General features: G+C 71.5%; 15 protein-coding genes. 9 read left to right on the forward strand and 6 right to left on the reverse strand.

What is annotated here, in order from left to right:
* The first annotated feature begins 16 nt into the window (after positions 1-16).
* Both ectB and AXK61_RS19690 read left to right on the forward strand, forming a co-directional pair.
* Positions 17-1,312, forward strand: a complete 1,296-nt coding sequence (gene ectB / locus AXK61_RS19685; RefSeq protein WP_068746790.1) for a diaminobutyrate--2-oxoglutarate transaminase — start codon at positions 17-19, stop codon at positions 1,310-1,312.
* The gene (locus tag AXK61_RS19690) at positions 1,313-1,702 is read left to right on the forward strand and encodes an ectoine synthase (protein WP_068746791.1); all 390 of its coding nucleotides are present in this window, start codon (positions 1,313-1,315) and stop codon (positions 1,700-1,702) included.
* Between the two features lie 76 nt (positions 1,703-1,778).
* On the opposite strand, the gene AXK61_RS19695 is transcribed toward AXK61_RS19690, so the two are convergent.
* On the reverse strand, positions 1,779-2,549 hold the full coding sequence (locus AXK61_RS19695) for a CbiQ family ECF transporter T component (protein ID WP_068746792.1): 771 nt from the start codon (positions 2,547-2,549) through the stop codon (positions 1,779-1,781).
* Positions 2,546-4,537 (reverse strand): ATP-binding cassette domain-containing protein, encoded by a 1,992-nt coding sequence (locus tag AXK61_RS19700; RefSeq protein ID WP_231855610.1) that lies wholly within the window; start codon positions 4,535-4,537, stop codon positions 2,546-2,548. The genes AXK61_RS19695 and AXK61_RS19700 overlap by 4 nt, the downstream gene beginning before the upstream one ends.
* 69 nt (positions 4,538-4,606) lie before the next feature.
* Between AXK61_RS19700 and AXK61_RS19705 the strand changes: the two genes are divergently transcribed.
* Both AXK61_RS19705 and AXK61_RS19710 read left to right on the forward strand, forming a co-directional pair.
* On the forward strand, positions 4,607-5,359 hold the full coding sequence (locus AXK61_RS19705; RefSeq protein ID WP_068746826.1) for an isocitrate lyase/PEP mutase family protein: 753 nt from the start codon (positions 4,607-4,609) through the stop codon (positions 5,357-5,359).
* A 5-nt stretch (positions 5,360-5,364) separates the two neighbouring features.
* The gene (locus AXK61_RS19710) at positions 5,365-5,886 is read left to right on the forward strand and encodes a hypothetical protein (RefSeq protein WP_068571031.1); all 522 of its coding nucleotides are present in this window, start codon (positions 5,365-5,367) and stop codon (positions 5,884-5,886) included.
* Between the two features lie 13 nt (positions 5,887-5,899).
* Here AXK61_RS19710 and AXK61_RS19715 read toward each other — a convergent pair whose 3' ends face one another.
* From AXK61_RS19715 to AXK61_RS19725, 3 genes are read right to left on the reverse strand one after another with little or no spacing between them, the layout of a single operon-like run.
* Positions 5,900-6,613, reverse strand: coding sequence for a hypothetical protein (locus tag AXK61_RS19715; protein WP_139057866.1), 714 nt, complete (start codon positions 6,611-6,613; stop codon positions 5,900-5,902).
* Between the two features lie 44 nt (positions 6,614-6,657).
* Positions 6,658-8,013, reverse strand: coding sequence for an MFS transporter (locus AXK61_RS19720; RefSeq protein ID WP_068746793.1), 1,356 nt, complete (start codon positions 8,011-8,013; stop codon positions 6,658-6,660).
* A 25-nt stretch (positions 8,014-8,038) separates the two neighbouring features.
* Positions 8,039-9,409, reverse strand: coding sequence for an MFS transporter (locus tag AXK61_RS19725; RefSeq protein ID WP_231855611.1), 1,371 nt, complete (start codon positions 9,407-9,409; stop codon positions 8,039-8,041).
* Positions 9,410-9,519: 110 nt separating this feature from the next.
* Here AXK61_RS19725 and AXK61_RS19730 point away from each other — a divergent pair, with 110 nt between their 5' ends.
* The 4 genes from AXK61_RS19730 (at position 9,520) to AXK61_RS19745 (ending at position 14,083) form a co-directional block, all read left to right on the forward strand.
* Positions 9,520-10,566 (forward strand): magnesium and cobalt transport protein CorA, encoded by a 1,047-nt coding sequence (locus AXK61_RS19730; protein ID WP_068746794.1) that lies wholly within the window; start codon positions 9,520-9,522, stop codon positions 10,564-10,566.
* Between the two features lie 107 nt (positions 10,567-10,673).
* Entirely contained in the window at positions 10,674-10,925 is a 252-nt protein-coding gene (locus AXK61_RS19735; protein ID WP_068571027.1) for a hypothetical protein, read from the forward strand.
* Positions 10,926-10,967: 42 nt separating this feature from the next.
* Complete coding sequence (locus AXK61_RS19740) at positions 10,968-11,834, forward strand: Sir2 family NAD-dependent protein deacetylase (RefSeq protein ID WP_068746795.1); 867 nt, start codon at positions 10,968-10,970, stop codon at positions 11,832-11,834.
* Positions 11,835-11,854: 20 nt separating this feature from the next.
* Positions 11,855-14,083: a glycoside hydrolase family 3 C-terminal domain-containing protein gene (locus AXK61_RS19745; RefSeq protein WP_068746796.1), complete on the forward strand. Its 2,229-nt coding sequence runs from the start codon at positions 11,855-11,857 to the stop codon at positions 14,081-14,083.
* Between the two features lie 37 nt (positions 14,084-14,120).
* Here the strand turns inward: AXK61_RS19745 and AXK61_RS19750 are convergent, their stop codons facing one another.
* Positions 14,121-15,122: a glycoside hydrolase family 3 N-terminal domain-containing protein gene (locus AXK61_RS19750; RefSeq protein ID WP_068571077.1), complete on the reverse strand. Its 1,002-nt coding sequence runs from the start codon at positions 15,120-15,122 to the stop codon at positions 14,121-14,123.
* Positions 15,123-15,202: 80 nt separating this feature from the next.
* Here AXK61_RS19750 and AXK61_RS19755 point away from each other — a divergent pair, with 80 nt between their 5' ends.
* On the forward strand, positions 15,203-15,544 hold the full coding sequence (locus tag AXK61_RS19755) for a helix-turn-helix domain-containing protein (RefSeq protein WP_068746797.1): 342 nt from the start codon (positions 15,203-15,205) through the stop codon (positions 15,542-15,544).
* Positions 15,545-15,548: the final 4 nt, after the last annotated feature.

Raw genomic sequence — 15,548 nt, forward strand, 5'->3', positions numbered from 1 at the left:
CACTAGGAGGATCACCATGTCCACCCTGACCGACGAGAACACCAGTACTGCCGATTTCGAGCAGCCCTCGATCTTCAGCACCCGCGAGTCGCAGGTGCGCAGCTACTCCCGCGGTTGGCCCGCCGTCTTCGACCGGGCCGAGGGGTCGTGGCTGATCGACCGCGACGGCCGCCGCTACCTGGACTTCTTCGCGGGCGCCGGCGCCCTCAACTACGGGCACAACCACCCGAAGCTCAAGCAGGCCCTCGTCGAGTACATCTCCGAGGGGCACATCACCCACTCGCTCGACATGTCGACCGTGGCGAAGGGCGAGTTCCTGCAGACCTTCGAGGACAAGATCCTGCGCCCGCGCGGCCTCGACTACAAGGTGCAGTTCCCCGGCCCCACCGGCACCAACACCGTCGAGGCGGCCCTGAAGCTCGCCCGCAAGGTGAAGGGTCGCGAGTCGATCATCAACTTCACCAACGCCTTCCACGGCATGACGCTGGGCGCGCTGTCGGTGACCGGCAACTCGATGAAGCGCGGTGGCGCGGGTATCCCGCTGGTGCACGCCACGCCAATGCCCTTCGACAACTACTTCGACGGTGTCGCACCGGATTTCCAGTGGTTCGAGGCCGTGCTCGCCGACTCGGGCAGCGGCCTGAACAAGCCCGCCGGCGTCATCGTCGAGACCGTGCAGGGCGAGGGCGGCGTCAACGTCGCGCGCCCCGAGTGGCTGCGCGCCCTGGCCGACCTGTGCAAGCGGCACGACATGCTGCTGATCGTCGACGACGTCCAGATGGGTTGCGGCCGTACGGGTCCGTTCTTCTCGTTCGAGGCCGCCGGGATCACCCCGGACATCGTCACCCTGTCCAAGTCGATCGGCGGATACGGCCTGCCGATGGCGCTCACACTGATGAAGCCCGAGCTGGACGTGTGGAGCCCCGGCGAGCACAACGGCACCTTCCGCGGCAACAACCCCGCGTTCGTGACCGCGAAGCACGCGATCGACGAGTTCTGGTCGGACGACAGCTTCGAGAAGGAGACGCTCCGCAAGGGTGCGCACATCGAGAAGCGCTTCGACGAGCTGTGCGCCGAGTTCCCCGAGCAGCTGAGCCACCGCGGCCGCGGCATGGTGCAGGGCCTGGTCTTCGCCGACGCCGACAAGGCCGGCGAGGTCTGCGCCACCGCCTACGAGCAGGGGCTCCTCGCCGAGACCTCCGGCCCGTCGGACGAGGTGGTCAAACTGCTGCCGCCGCTGACCATCACCGACTCCGATCTCGATCTGGGCCTCGACATCCTGGCCACCGCGACCCGAAAGGTGCTGAGCTGAATGATCGTCCGTACCACCGATGAGATCACCGGCACCGAGCGCGATGTCGCCGCGGGCCACTGGCGCAGCAAGCGCATCGTCCTCGGCGGCGACCGGGTCGGGTTCTCCTTCCACGAGACCGTGATCGAGCCCGGAACCGTCAACGAGTTCCACTACGCCAACCACGTGGAGGCCGTCTGGCTCGTGGAGGGCGAGGGCACGCTCCTCGATCGTGAGACGGGCGTCGAGTACCCGCTCGCGCCCGGCACGATGTACCTGCTCGACGGCAACGAGCGGCACACCGTCACCACGCGGACCCGGATGCGCATGCTCTGCGTGTTCAACCCGCCCGTCGTCGGCACCGAGGTCCACGACGAGAACGGCGTCTACCCCCTGGTCGCCGTCGACTGATCCCCTTCTCCAATTGAACACCGTTACGAACGGGAAACCTGCAGGTCAGAACATTCGTAACGGTGTTCAATTGCGTTCAGAGGGCGAGAGCGAGCGCGCAGACGAGCAGCACCACGACGGCGGCCACTGCGTCCCGGCGGCCCGGGCCCGAGGCACGGGCCACGAGCCTGCCGGTCCCTCCCCGAGCGGCGATCGCCTCCCCCATCTCCGTGGCCCGGCGCAGCGCCACCACCATCGCGGCGACGCACAGGTCCACCAGTTCCGCTCCGCGGGAAGGCTTCACCGGCGACGGAGGCTGCAGCCGCCGGGCCGCCGCCAGGGTACGGAACTCGTCGATCATGAGCGGGAAGGTTCGCAGCGCCAGCGCGATCGTCACGGCCCACTCGTCGACGGGGACACGCAGACGCCGTAGGGGCCGTCCGAGCCGCGCGACCGCCGGGGCGACATCGGCGGGGTCGGTCGTCCACGCGATCAGCGCGCCCGCACCCAGCAGCACCAGCCCCAACAGCACCACGCGCAGCAGGTTCAGCAGCCCGCCGAGACCGAGCGAGACCGGGCCGAGGTCCACGTGCGGGGCGCCGCCGCTGGCCGCCATCAGGCACCCGCCGATCACCACGACAACGAGCACCCACCGCGGCACCGACGGCACCACCGACAGCGGGATCCGCGCCGCCGCCGCCGCGAGGACCAGCAGCGCGGCGAACAGCCCGACGACCGGCCATCCGGGGTCCACGGTGAGCACGACCGACAGCGCCGCCACCGCGAGGAGCTTGGTCCCGGCCCACAGCTCGTGCAGGTAGGAGCGCTGCGGAAGCGGCCGCAGCACGAGGGACGAGGACCGGCTCACGCGACCTCCTCCGCATCGACGACGCCACGGGCGAGGTGCACCGTGCGGTCGCACAGCCGGTCGAGATGATCGACGTCGTGCGAGATGATCACCATCGCCTGGCCGCCGTCCCGCACCGCCACGAGCAGGTCGATGAGCTCGCGCTGGGAGGTCAGGTCGAGCCCCGCGAGCGGCTCGTCGAGGATCAGCAGCCGCGGGTTCCGCGCGAGCAGCCCGGCGAGGGCCACCCGACGCAATTGACCGCCGCTGAGGCGGTCCACGAGCAGGTCCGCCGCGTCGGCCGGGAGCCCGACCGCGGCGAGCGCTCCGGTGATCGCCGCACCGTCGTCGCTCCGATACCCGGCGAGCGCCGCGAGGGCATCGCCGGCGGTCCCGCGCATCAGTTGCAGTCGTGCCGCCTGGAGGGCCAGCGCGACCGCGCCGACCTGCTCGGAGACCGGCGCACCGTCGAGCTCGCAGCTGCCGGCCGTGGGCTCGAGCAGCCCCGCCATCACCCATGCGAGCGTCGACTTTCCCGACCCGTTCCCGCCGCACAGCAGCACGGCCTCGCCGTCGCCGACCGTGAGGTCGACGCCCCGCAGAGCGGCTCTGCTCCAGGGAGTCCCGGCGTCGTACTCGTAGTGCACGTCCCGCAGCGTCAGCACGGGCGCGCCCAGCGGGGGACGCGCGGTCGTCCGGGCCGACGGGGCCGGGGCCGATGCCCGCCTCGCGGTTCCGAGGTCGACGGTGCGGTCGGCGCCCGCAGCCTCTTCGGGGTAGTGGGTGATGTGCACCAGGCCGAGGTCGTGATGCCTGCTCAGCCCACCGAGCAGCCCGAGCAGGTCGGCCCGGCCCGCGCGGTCGACCATCGTCGTCACCTCGTCCGCGACGACCAGCGCCGGGCGCCGGGCCAGCGCCGCCGCGACCGCGAGGCGCTGCGCCTCGCCGCCGGACAGCCCCGATGTGTCGCGGTCCCCCATACCCGCGAGGCCGACCTCGGTCAGGAGCCCGTCGACGTCGACCTCGATCCCCTGCGGCAGGCCCCACACGACGTCGTCGGCGACACGGATGCCGAGGACCTGGCTGTCGGCGTGCTGCAGCACGAGAGCGGTGCCACCCACCTTCCCGAGGCCGACCGGACCGGGCCGCTCGACGGTGCCGCCCGTCGGCGCCACGCCCGCCAACAGGCGCATCAGCGTGGACTTGCCGGTGCCGTTGGCGCCGGTCACCGCCACATGATCACCCGGTCCGACCGTGAACGAGAGATCCCTGAGCGTGTCCCGGTCGGCGCCGGGGTAGCGGAAGTCGACGTGCCGCAGCGCCATCGGGAGCGGCTGCGGCGCTCCGTCGTCCGGCTCCACCGGGAACAGGTCCTGCGGCGCCGCGCTGGTGGCCACGACCCGTCGCAGCACCGGCGTGAGGATGCGCCACGCGAAGGAACAGCCGAACACCACGATCAACCACACCGACACCCACACGAAGACCGGCCACCGCTCCAGACCGACATCGGCGAGCCGGTGCAGCGCCGCGCCCGCCCCCGCGCCGCCCGGCACCGTCTCGAACAGCGCGCCCAGCCCGTGCACGTTCGCCGCGAACGCGCCGAGGACGACGGTCCGCAGATCGGCGAGCACCGCGAGGAAGGTGAACACGGCGGACGCGACGACGATCCCCCACAGGCCCGCGACGGCGAGCATGGTCCCGCGCCCGCGGCCCCGTCGGCGGACCTGACCGCAGATGACGCCCATGTACACGCAGGTCCATGCCGAGACGAGGCCGCCGAAACCCGCGAGCAGGAAGGAGATCATGCCCGAGGCCATCGCGGTGGCCACCGCGGCCCGCGCGCGGTGATGGAAGGCCAGGACACCCATGGGAACCGCACCGGCCCAGGCGAAGACGACGGCGCCGGGCACGACCATCGACAGCACCGCGATCGCGGACATGAGGGCCGCGGTGATCGCGGCGTGCGCGAACTCGACGGGCCGCAGAGGGCCCGAGTACCTCTCTGACATCGAATCACCCTATCCGCGATCTCGACCCGAACCGTGGCGCCCGCGCCGCGGATGCACCAGACTGGCGGCATGACCTCGCTCGCCGATCTGGCCGTCACTCTCACGTCCCTGCACCGCAAGGGCGATCCCGTCGTCCTGCCCACCACGTGGGACGCCTGGTCCGCGAACACCGCCGTCGCGGCGGGGTTCGCCGCACTCACCGTCGGATCGCACCCGATGGCCGATTCGGTCGGCAAGCCCGACGGCGAGGGTATGACCTTCGACGAGGCGATGACCCGCGTCGCCCAGATCACCTCCGCGGTCCCGGTTCCCGTCTCCGTCGACATCGAGTCCGGTTACGGGCAGTCCGCCGAGCGGATCATCGAGGGCCTGCTGGGTGCCGGTGCGGTGGGCCTGAACATCGAGGACACGGTGCACGGCGAGGGCGGCCGCTTCCGCGAGGCCCAGGAGCACGCGGACCTGATCGCCGCGCTCCGCGCCGCGTCCGCCGCCGCGGGCGTGCACGTCGTGATCAACGCCCGCACCGACATCTTCAAGAACCAGGTGGGTGAGGCGGAGGATCGGGTCGAGCGCGCCATCGCGCGGATGCAGCTGTGCGCCGATGCCGGCGCCGATTCGCTCTACCCGGTCGCATTCCACGACGCGGCCACGCTCCGTCACCTCGCGGACGCCCTGCCGCTCCCCGTGAACGCGATCGCGAACCCCGCGACCGACGATCTGGCCGCCCTCGCCGCCGCCGGCGCGGGCCGGATCAGCTTCGGGCCGATCTGGCAGATGCAGCTCACCGAACGATCGAACGAACTGCTCGCCCGCTGGCGCTGACCGCCGTGGGACTGTTCTCGAGCGGGCCGCGTGACACCGCCGGCCTGATCCCGGGATCCGTCACCGTGGTCGGCGTGCCCGTCGACGCCGAGGACGCGCGCGGCTACATGGGGCGCAGTGTGCACGTCGCGGTCTCCGCGCCGGGGATCGGGCCGTTCTACCGGAAGGCCCGGGCCTCGATGCTGAAGTCAGACCGGTACCCCGAGGTGGGCATGACCGTGCCCGCCTGGCTCGACCCGCAGACCCACGAGCCCGTCCGCATCGAGTGGGAGATCGTGCCCACGCGCGACGAGAGCGCCCGCGCGGCGTTCCTCTACTGCACGGGGTCACCGGAGGCGCCACCGCCGGGCACGCTGCCCGACGGTACGCCGTCGCCCCTGTCCCCCAGCACGATCGGCGCATTCGCGGCGCCGCCACATCCCGTCGACCGGCTCACCGCGCTCGCCTCACTGCTCGACCGCGGCCTGATCTCCCGCGAGCAGTTCGGCGCGCTGCGCGATCGCGTGCTGCGAGAGACGGGCCCGTAAGCGCTTGCAGGAATCACCCGCTACGCCCTGACCCGCAGAAGTAGGCGAGCGCAGCCTCGCGGCTCGTCCTCAGTGCGGCCAGGTCGGTTCGGTCCGCCTCGAGCGCACAGGTCGTGCGGCCCGTTCCGTCGCGTCCGACGACGGTGCCCGCCAACGCCCGCAGTGGCGCTGCTCCCGCGGGTACGACGTAGAACACGTAGTGCATCGCGCCAGCACCACCGGCACCCGACGTCCGCAGATACCCGTCGACCACCCGGAACTCGCGGGTCGAGATCTGCCCGCGGTCGATGAGGCGGCCGCCGCCGGCCCGGTACACCCGGTACTCGATCGCGCCCGACGAACCGCCCCAGCCGACCGGCACCAGGAGGTCGTGGTCGGCGTCGCCGAGCAGGGATCGGTAGACCGCACGTGCGGGACGTGCGCCGTCGATCGGAAGCCGCGACCCGACCGAGACGCTCTCCGGGGCTCCGCGCACGCGAAGCGAGACGGTCCCCGCACCGTCGACCGCCCGGAAGGCGACGTCCACCGCCGGGGCGCCGTCACCGATCGCCGGCACCGTGTACTCGTCGAGCGCGGGCCCGACAGCCGTCGGCGGGCCCGGCCCCGCGGACGAGCTCGGCGCGTGCCCGCCGCCGTCCGGGGCGCAACCGGCCGCCAGCACGAGCATGCCCACGGCGAGACACCGCACGACGCCCGTGCGTGGCCGTCCTCCCCACCGCGATGTCATGTGCCCAGCATGTTCGCCCGGCCTTGGCGTGCGCTTGCCGGCGACTACCGCGCACCGTCGACCGCGAAGGCGCTGCCGCGCTCCCGGTCGAGGTAGGTCTCGGACTTGTTGCGCAGGAAGAAGACGTACACGACCAGCGAGATCGCGATGGTCACGGTCACGTAGGCGATGAACCAGGGCACGTGGCCGGACTTCTTCGCGGCCTCGTAGATCAGCGGCGCGGTGCCTCCGAAGATCGAGTTGGCCAGGGCGTAGCCGATTCCCACGCCGAGGGCGCGGATGTGCGACGGGAAGAGCTCGGCCTTCACGAGTGCGTTGATCGAGGTGTAGCCGGTGATGATCACGTAGCCCCCGCACACCATCGCGAGCGAGGCGACCGCGACATGGAGGTTCGGCAGGTACGTGATGAGGAAGTAGGTGTAGATCACGCCGCCCACGCCGAAGAAGACCAGCATGGGCTTACGACCGATCTTGTCGCTGATCATGCCGCCGATCGGCTGGATGAGCATGAGGAAGATCAGGCCGATGAGGTTCACCCACGTCGCCGTCAGCGCGTGGTCGGTGTAGGCCGTCTTGACGATGGCGGGCGCGTTCACGCTGTAGACGTAGAACGCGAGCGTCCCGCCCATCGTGATGAGGAAGCACAGCACGAGTTGCCGCCAGTACCCGGTGAGCAGCTCGCGCATCGTGCCCGAGCTGGTGTCCTCACCGTCGCGGATCGCGGCGAGTTGCTCCTCGGACAGCGACTCGTCCATCGTCCGGCGCAGCCAGAACACGATGATCGCCGCGATACCACCGACGAAGAACGCGATGCGCCAACCGAAGTCGGACACCTGCGCCTTGGAGAACAGCCCCAGGAGCACCAGAAGCATGAACTGCGCCAGCACGTGCCCGCCGACGAGCGTGACGTACTGGAAGGACGAGAAGAAGCCCCGCCGCTCCCGCGTCGCCGCCTCGGACATGTACGTGGCGGACGTGCCGTACTCGCCGCCCGTCGCGAATCCCTGCACCAGCCGGCACAGGATGAGCACCACCGCCGCAGCCACACCGATGGTCTCGCGGCCCGGTACTACCGCGATCACGAACGAACAGCCGGCCATGAGCGAGACGCTCATCGTCAGCGCCGCGCGCCGCCCTTTCCGGTCGGCGTAACGGCCGAAGAACCACGAGCCGACCGGTCGCATGAGGAAGGTGACGGCGAAGATCGCGTAGACGTAGACGGTCGAGTTCTTGTCGGCCTTGTCGAAGAACTGGCTCTCGAAGTACGTGGCGAAGACGGTGTAGACGTAGACGTCATACCATTCAACGAGGTTGCCGCTCGATCCGCGCAGCGTGTTCCAGATCGCCCGGCGGGTGTCCGCCCGGGACGAGACCGGCACCGTCGCATTCGATTCCCTCATGATCGCCTTCCCGGCCGGATGCGGCCTACACCTCGTCGGCGGAGCGTCCGGTGCTCCGGTGGCCGAGGACGGCCACCGTGATCATCAGCAGCAGCATCGCCGCCGCGACCACCGCGAACACCCACACGCTGCCACGATCGTCGAGGATCGGAAGCAGAACGAACGGAAGGAATGCGGTCACGAGCTTCGAGAGCGAGTAGGCGGCGCCGGCCGCGGTGCCGCGGATCGCCGTGGGGTACGAGTCGGCGAGGTAGACGTGGTAGGCGTTGGAGAACAGGTTCGAGGCCAGGGTGTAGCAGAAGCCGGCCGCCACGATCTGCGCGGGGCTGCCCGCGAAACCGAACCACAGGCCGAAGACGGCCATCAGCCCCGCCGAACCGATGACGAGGTAGCGGCGTTCGATCCGCTCGACGATCGGCAGTGCCAGCGCGGCACCGAGGGGGTAGCCGATGTACGACAGCGCCACGAACAGCAGCGAGGTCTGGATCGAGTAGCCCTTGGCCAGCAGCACGAGCGGCGCGATGGTGCCGAAGCCGTAGTAGCCGAACACCTCCAGGGCGGAGACGATCCACAGCATGACGGTGCGCCGCCGGTACGGCGGGCGGAACAGCGCGCGGATCGTGATCGACCGCGACCGTACCGGGCGCAGCGCCGCGTCGGGCTCGGCGAGGACCGCGCCCTCCTTCACGGCCTGCGCCTCCAGCCGGCGGACGATGGCGTCGGCCTCGTCGGAGCGCCCCTGCGCCTCGAGCCATCGGGGCGATTCGGGGAGGCCCCGTCGGACCAGCCAGACGATCAGCGAACCGAACGCCCCGAAGACGAACAGCAGCCGCCACCCCTGCACCTGCGCTCCCCCGATCTCGAAGACCTGCGGCGTGAGCCAGCGCGCGGCGAAGCCCACCACCGGCACGCCGAGGAAGGACACGACGTAGGCCAGGGAGATGTACTTTCCGCGCACGTTCTTCGGCAGGATGTCCGAGAGGTAGGAGTCGGCGAGCGCGAACTCGCCGCCGATCCCGATGCCCGCGATGAACCTGGTCACCACCAGGAAGGCCGCGTTCGGGCTGAACGCGCCCGCGAGCGAGGCCGCTGAGTAGAGCGCCAGGTTGAGCATGAATGCGGTGCGTCGGCCGTACCGGTCGGCCAGGCGGCCCATGAACAGTGCGCCGATGAACTGGCCGATGAACGCGGAGGCCAGGAGCAGCTTGAGCTCGTCGGCGCCGAGCGCGAAGTCCTTCTTCAGCACGGTCGCGATGGTCGCGGCCAGGAAGTTCTCGTACTGATCGAAGAACAGTCCGAGCCCGATCACCCCCACTGCGGCGAAGTGCAGTCGCGTCATCGGCAGCCTGTCGAGCCGTGCCGCGATCGACGGCTCCTGCGTGGTCTCGGTCGTCACCCGTCGAAATATACTTCGGTGTACGAATTCATGTGGACCGAGCGTGTCCGATCGGCGAACGCACGGCGCGAACCCCCGCACGCGGGCCGCGGATGCGGTTGAATCCAACCGTGATCGTGGATTGTGCTCACTACGTCGACGGGGCCCGGCAGGCGGAGGCGGCCCTCCCTCCCCTCGACGCCGCCCGGTTGTGCGGCGGCGGCGGCTTCGTCTGGCTCGGCCTGTTCGAACCGACGCCCGAGGAGATGGAGTCCGTGCGACAGGCCTTCGACCTGCACGAGCTCGCCGTCGAGGACGCCCAGGACTACCACCTGCGACCGAAGGTCGAGGACTTCGACGCCTCGGTGAAGCTCGTCATCCTCCGGACCGCACGCTACGACGACGACCGCGAGGAGGTCGACTTCGGCGAGATCAGCGTCTTCGTCGGCAGTGACTTCGTCATCACGGTGCGGCAGGGCGTGGCGAGCGAGCTGCATCGGGCCCGGGCCCGTCTCGAGCAGAAGCCGGAGCTCCTCGCCCTGGGGACCGACGCGGTGTTGTGGGCCATCCTCGACCAGGTGGTCGACGGCTACGAGCCCGTCGTCGCGGGCCTCGAGCACGACATCGAGCAGATCGAGGCGACGGTGTTCTCCGGTGCGGTCGCCCCCACGGAACGGATCTACCTGCTGCGCCGTGAGGTGACCAATTTCTACCGCGCCGCGCACCCCCTGCTCGCGGTGGTCAACGCCGTCGGGAAGAGCCTCGACGAGGAGCGCCTCTCCCCCTACCTGCGCGATGTCTACGACCGGCTCCAGCTCGTCAACGAGGAGGTGTCCGCCCAGCGCGACCTCCTCGGCACGATCCTCCAGGCCAACATCGCCGTCGTCTCGGTCCAGCAGGCGAACTCGGCGGCCCGGCAGAACAGCACCATGGAGCAGCTCACGGTGTTGGCCACGATCTTCCTGCCCCTGACCTTCATCACGGGCTTCTTCGGGCAGAACTTCGAGTGGCTGACCTCGCACATCGACGGCTTCTGGCACTTCATGATCCTCGGCATCGGCGGCCTCCTCATTCCGCTGATAGCCCTGGCACTGTGGCTGCGCCGCAACAAGGCGCCCGAGGTCGATCCGTTCGCCAGCACGCACCACGGGCAGCACAAGGGCGAAGCCCACACCTGACGCATCCGCGCCGCGCAAGCGCGGGCCAACCCGCCGCCAACCCGCGCCGGGAAGACTGTGCTCGAACGCGCACCGGATCGTCGTGCGCCCCCACGGAGGAGACCCGAATGTCGTTCGCACCGCGCCGACTGACCGCCACCGCCCTGCTCGGCCTCGCCCTGGCGGGCGGTGCCGCGACCGTCGGCGCCGCGACCGCGCAGGCAGCGGGCCCCGGGCTCGGCGACTCGTGCATCGGTGCCGAGGTAGGCAAGCGGGCCGTGACCGCGGACGGCACCCGGATCCTGTGCAGCGAGTACCGGTGGGTCGTCGATCACGGCCAGCGGCCGAGCCACTCCTGGGCCGACGACCAGCCGCGGTGAGACCGCCCCGTCCGCCTCGCGACCGCGAGTAGCCTGGACGACGTGCGCACTGCGATACCCGCCTGGGAGCCCGCGGAGGCCACCGCACCCGACGCGGACTGGGCCGACCGGCTCGACCGGGCGCGGGAGCTGCTGAAGGGGCGCCGCATCGTGGCGCTCACCGGCGCCGGGATCTCCACCGCGTCCGGCATCCCCGATTACCGGAGCCCGGACGCGCCCCGTCGCACCCCGATGACGCTCCAACAGTTCCTGGGATCCGCCGAGTTCCGGAAACGGTACTGGGCGCGCAACCACCTCGGTTGGCGGCACATGGACGCGGCGCTGCCCAATGCGGCGCACCGCGGCCTCGCAGCGCTGCCCGGCGTGACGGGCGTGATCACCCAGAACGTCGACCTCCTGCATCTCAAGGCCGGCTCGCGCGGCGTCGTCGACCTGCACGGGAACTACGCGCAGGTGCGGTGCCTGAGCTGCGCGAGCCGGATCAGCCGGCACCGTCTGCACGCGCAGCTCGAACCCCTCAACGCCGGCTTCGTCGCGCGGATCGCCGGGCGCGGCGCCCTCGAGGTCGCCCCCGACGCCGATGTCGTCATCGAGGACACGGGCGACTTCACGATGGTCGACTGCGGCGCCTGCGGCGGCGTCCTCAAGCCCGACATCGTCTACTTCGGGGAGTCCGTGCCCAAGCCGCGCGTCGCCCGCGCGTTCGCCATGGTCGACGATGCCGAGGCCCTCCTCGTGCTCGGCACCTCACTGACCGTGATGTCAGGGCTGCGGTTCGTGCGGCATGCGCACAAGCAGGGCAAGCCGATCGTCATCGTGAACCGCGGCCGCACCCGCGGCGACGAGCTCGCCGACGTCACCGTCGACGTGGACGTCGCCACCGCCCTGCAGCGTCTCGCCCTGCCCTGATCGCCGACCGAGAGGACCCCGTGAGCACCGACGCCGCCGATCTCCCGCTCGAGGACCGAGCCCGCCTGCTCACGGGCGCGGACTTCTGGACCACCGCCGCGGCCCCCGGGGTGCCGTCGATCGTGCTCACCGACGGCCCGCACGGCGTGCGGCGCCAACTCGGGGCGTCGGACCACCTGGGCCTCAACGCGTCCGCCCCCGCCACCTGCTTCCCACCCGCCGTGGCCGTCGGCTCGAGCTGGAACCCCGAGGTGGCGCGGCGCATCGGCGAGGCGGTCGCCGTCGAGGGGCGCGCCCTGGGCGTCTCGGTGATCCTGGGCCCCGGCGTGAACATCAAGCGGCACCCGCTGTGCGGCAGGAACTTCGAGTACTACTCCGAGGACCCGCTGCTCGCCGGTGCGCTCGGGGCGGCGCTCGTGCAGGGGCAGCAGAGCCGCGGGGCCGGCGCCTCCGTCAAGCACTTCGCGCTCAACAACCAGGAAACGGAACGGATGCGGGTCAGCGTCGACGCGGACCCGCGCACCGTCCGCGAGATCTACCTCCCCGCCTTCGAGCAGATCGTCCGCGAGGCCGCTCCCGCCACCGTGATGTGCTCGTACAACCGGATCGGCGGCGTCTACGCCTCGCAGAACCACTGGCTGCTGACCTCACTGCTGCGCGAGGAGTGGGCGTACGAGGGGCTCGTCGTCTCCGACTGGGGCGCGGTGCACGACCCCGTCGCCGCGGTCCGTGCGGGCCTGGACCTGGAAATGCCGCACGACCCCACCAGTACCGAGCGCGTGCTCGCCGCCGTCGCCGCGGGCGACCTCGACGAGGGGACCGTGACCCGGGCCGCGCAGCGCGTGATCGACCTGGCGCGGTGGGCACCGTCGGACGACGAGCCCGCGCCCGACCTCGAGGCGCACCACCGACTGGCCCGGGAGGTCGCGGCGGAGTGCGCCGTGCTGCTGCGCAACGAGCACGCCGCGCTCCCCCTCGGCGCGGGCTCCGGGTCCGTCGCGGTGATCGGCGAGCTAGCCCGGATCCCGCGGTACCAGGGCGGCGGATCGAGTCACATCAACGCCACCCGCGTCGACGTCCCGCTCGACGAGATCGTCGCGCGCGCAGAAGAACTCGGCATCCCGACCGAGTTCGCGGCAGGCTACACGCTCGACGGTGACGACGCCGGGCACGGCGACGACCACGCGCTCCATGCGGAGGCCGTCGGCACGGCCGCCCGAGCCGGCACGGCGGTGATCTTCGCCGGGCTCACCGAGGCGGAGGAGTCCGAGGGCTTCGACCGCCCGGACCTGCGGATCGCGTCGCGCCAGGTGGACCTGATCCGCGCGGCCGCGGCCGCGGCGTCCCGCACCGTCGTGGTCCTCGTGGGCGGCGGCGTGGTCGAGCTCGAATCGTGGCACGACGAGGTCGACGCGATCCTCGAGGCCTTCCTGCTCGGCCAGGGCGGCGGCGCAGCGATCGCCGACCTGCTGTTCGGACTGGCGGAACCGTCGGGCCGCCTGGCCGAGACCATCCCCCGGACCATCGAGCAGACCCCGGCGTTCGGGACCTTCCCCGGCGAGCTCGGCACCGTCCGGTACGGCGAGGGCCTGCTCGTGGGCTACCGCTGGTACACCACCCGTGGGATCACGCCGCGCTACCCGTTCGGGCACGGCCTGAGCTACACGGACGTCGTCGTCGACGACCTCGCAGTGGCGGTCACCGGCCCCGACACCGCGACCGCTCGGGTGCGGGTGCGCAACACCGGCGACCGCGCGGGAAAGCACGTGGTGCAGCTCTACGTCGGCGGGGAGGCCGGTCCGGTCTTCCGGCCCCGACGGTCCCTGGCCGCTTTCCGCAAGGTCGCGCTCGGGCCCGGTGAATCGACGACGGTCGAGCTCGACCTGCCTCGCCGCGCGTTCGCGTACTGGGACGCACGGCGGAACGACTGGGTCGTCGCCGGCGGCGCCTACCGCATCGAGGTGGGCCGCAGCAGCGAGGACATCGACGGTGCCGCCCAGATCGAGCTCGACGGCGACGTGATCGTCGAACGCCTGGACATGGACTCGACGATCGCCGAGTGGGCGGCGCACCCCGTGGCCGGGGAGGGCTTCCGGGCCGCGCTCACCGGATCCGTCGGGGGCATGTCCGTCGACCAGCTCCTGGAACTCGCGGGCTCGATGCCCCTGGGCAAGGCGCTGGACATGCTGCCCGGTCCCGCGGGCGCCGAAGCCCGCGCCGGGCTGGAGGCCGCGATCGCTGCACAGTGACCGCGGACCGTGCATCGCGCGCAGCGCGGGCGTGCGGTCAGAGGCCGGCGCGCGCGAGCGCCTGCGCGGCCTCGTCGCCCTGGGCCACGTCCCGCGCGGAGCAGCACAGCAGGTCGGCGCCGGCCCGGACCGCCGCGACCGCCCGCTGCCCCGTGGAGCCGTACGCGGCGAGGGCTCCCGCCTCCAGCGCGTCGGTGATGATCGTGCCCGAGAAACCGAGACGGCCGCGCAGGTGGGTCTGCAGGATCGTGCGGGACATGCCGGCCGGGTTCGCCGCATCCAGAGCGGGATAGACGGCCCACGACGGCATCACCATCCGCACCCCCGCCGCGATCGCGGCGGTGTACGGCGCCATGTCGACCGACTGCAGGGTCGCGGCCGGCAGGTCGACGGTGACCGTGGTCAGGTCCGTGTTCGCCCCCGCCGGAGCAGCTCCCAGGCCCGGGAAGTGCTTGGCGCACGCCGAGATCCCCGCGCCCTGCGCTGCCCGGATGAAGGCCGCGGCGCAGTCCGCGACGACCTGCGGGTCGGACGAGAAGCTGCGCTGCGTGGCGTCCAGGAAGTCGCCCGCGGACCTGTGAACGCCCAGCACGGGCGCGAGGTCGCCGGAGATCCCGGCCCCGCCGAGTACCGCGGCCGCCGCTGCACCCTGCGCCCTCGCAGCTGACGCCGGGTCGGCCGAGGTGCCCACCTGCTTCGCGGACGCCGACGGGCCGCCGGGCACCCGGTTGACCTGGCCGCCCTCCTGATCGGTGAGCAGCGTGAGCGAGCCCTTCGCCGCCCGGCGGAACTCGGCCGTCACCTCCGCGAGCTGCGCCGCGGACGAGATGTTCTCCGAGAAGAAGATGACGCCGCCCACGCGCCCCTGCGAGACCTTGGTCAGCAGCTCCCCGGGCGGCGTGAGGCCGCTGTAGGAGTACACCACTCGCCGCCCCGCGTCCGGCGCCGCCGCGGCCCTCCCCGCGGACACCGCTGTGAGGGTCGCGAACACGGCACCCGTGCCCGCGACGAGGAACGCCCTGCGGTCGAAGTCCACCATGATCATCGAGGGTACCCACTCGCACGCTGCTCAGAGCGGATCCGACGGTGCCGCGGCCCGGCCCGTCGTAGCGTGAGTCCATGGAGACCCGCAACGAGGCACTGTTCCGGCACGAGCTCGGCGCCCACCTGCGCCGGCAGCGGCACGAGCGCGGCGAGCGGCTGGCCGACACCGCCGAGCGCGCCGGGATCTCTCCGCAATACCTCTCCGAGATCGAGCGCGGGCTCAAGGATCCGTCCAGCGAGATGCTCTCGGCCATCGCCGGTGCGCTCGACACCGACGTGGGTGCGATCGCCGTCGCGGTGGGTCTGCGAATGCAGGCCGCACGCCCGGTGGTGCGGCTCGGCGTCGTCGCCACCGGACCGGTCGCGGCGCCCCGTCGGGTCTCCCCCGGCCCGCGGCTGCTCGCCCTGGCGGCCTGACCGC

Source organism: Tsukamurella pseudospumae (genome assembly GCF_001575205.1).
Lineage (GTDB): Bacteria > Actinomycetota > Actinomycetes > Mycobacteriales > Mycobacteriaceae > Tsukamurella > Tsukamurella pseudospumae.

Bases quoted from the DNA above. Each gene is read 5' to 3' on its own strand.
- AXK61_RS19715 (WP_139057866.1), bottom strand. From the start codon at position 6,613: ATGACATCGCGGTGGGGAGGACGGCCACGCACGGGCGTCGTGCGGTGT.
- AXK61_RS19755 (WP_068746797.1), top strand. From the start codon at position 15,203: ATGGAGACCCGCAACGAGGCACTGTTCCGGCACGAGCTCGGCGCCCAC.
- AXK61_RS19750 (WP_068571077.1), bottom strand. From the start codon at position 15,122: ATGGTGGACTTCGACCGCAGGGCGTTCCTCGTCGCGGGCACGGGTGCC.
- AXK61_RS19720 (WP_068746793.1), bottom strand. From the start codon at position 8,013: ATGAGGGAATCGAATGCGACGGTGCCGGTCTCGTCCCGGGCGGACACC.
- AXK61_RS19735 (WP_068571027.1), top strand. From the start codon at position 10,674: ATGTCGTTCGCACCGCGCCGACTGACCGCCACCGCCCTGCTCGGCCTC.
- AXK61_RS19705 (WP_068746826.1), top strand. From the start codon at position 4,607: ATGACCTCGCTCGCCGATCTGGCCGTCACTCTCACGTCCCTGCACCGC.
- ectB (WP_068746790.1), top strand. From the start codon at position 17: ATGTCCACCCTGACCGACGAGAACACCAGTACTGCCGATTTCGAGCAG.
- AXK61_RS19700 (WP_231855610.1), bottom strand. From the start codon at position 4,537: ATGTCAGAGAGGTACTCGGGCCCTCTGCGGCCCGTCGAGTTCGCGCAC.
- AXK61_RS19690 (WP_068746791.1), top strand. From the start codon at position 1,313: ATGATCGTCCGTACCACCGATGAGATCACCGGCACCGAGCGCGATGTC.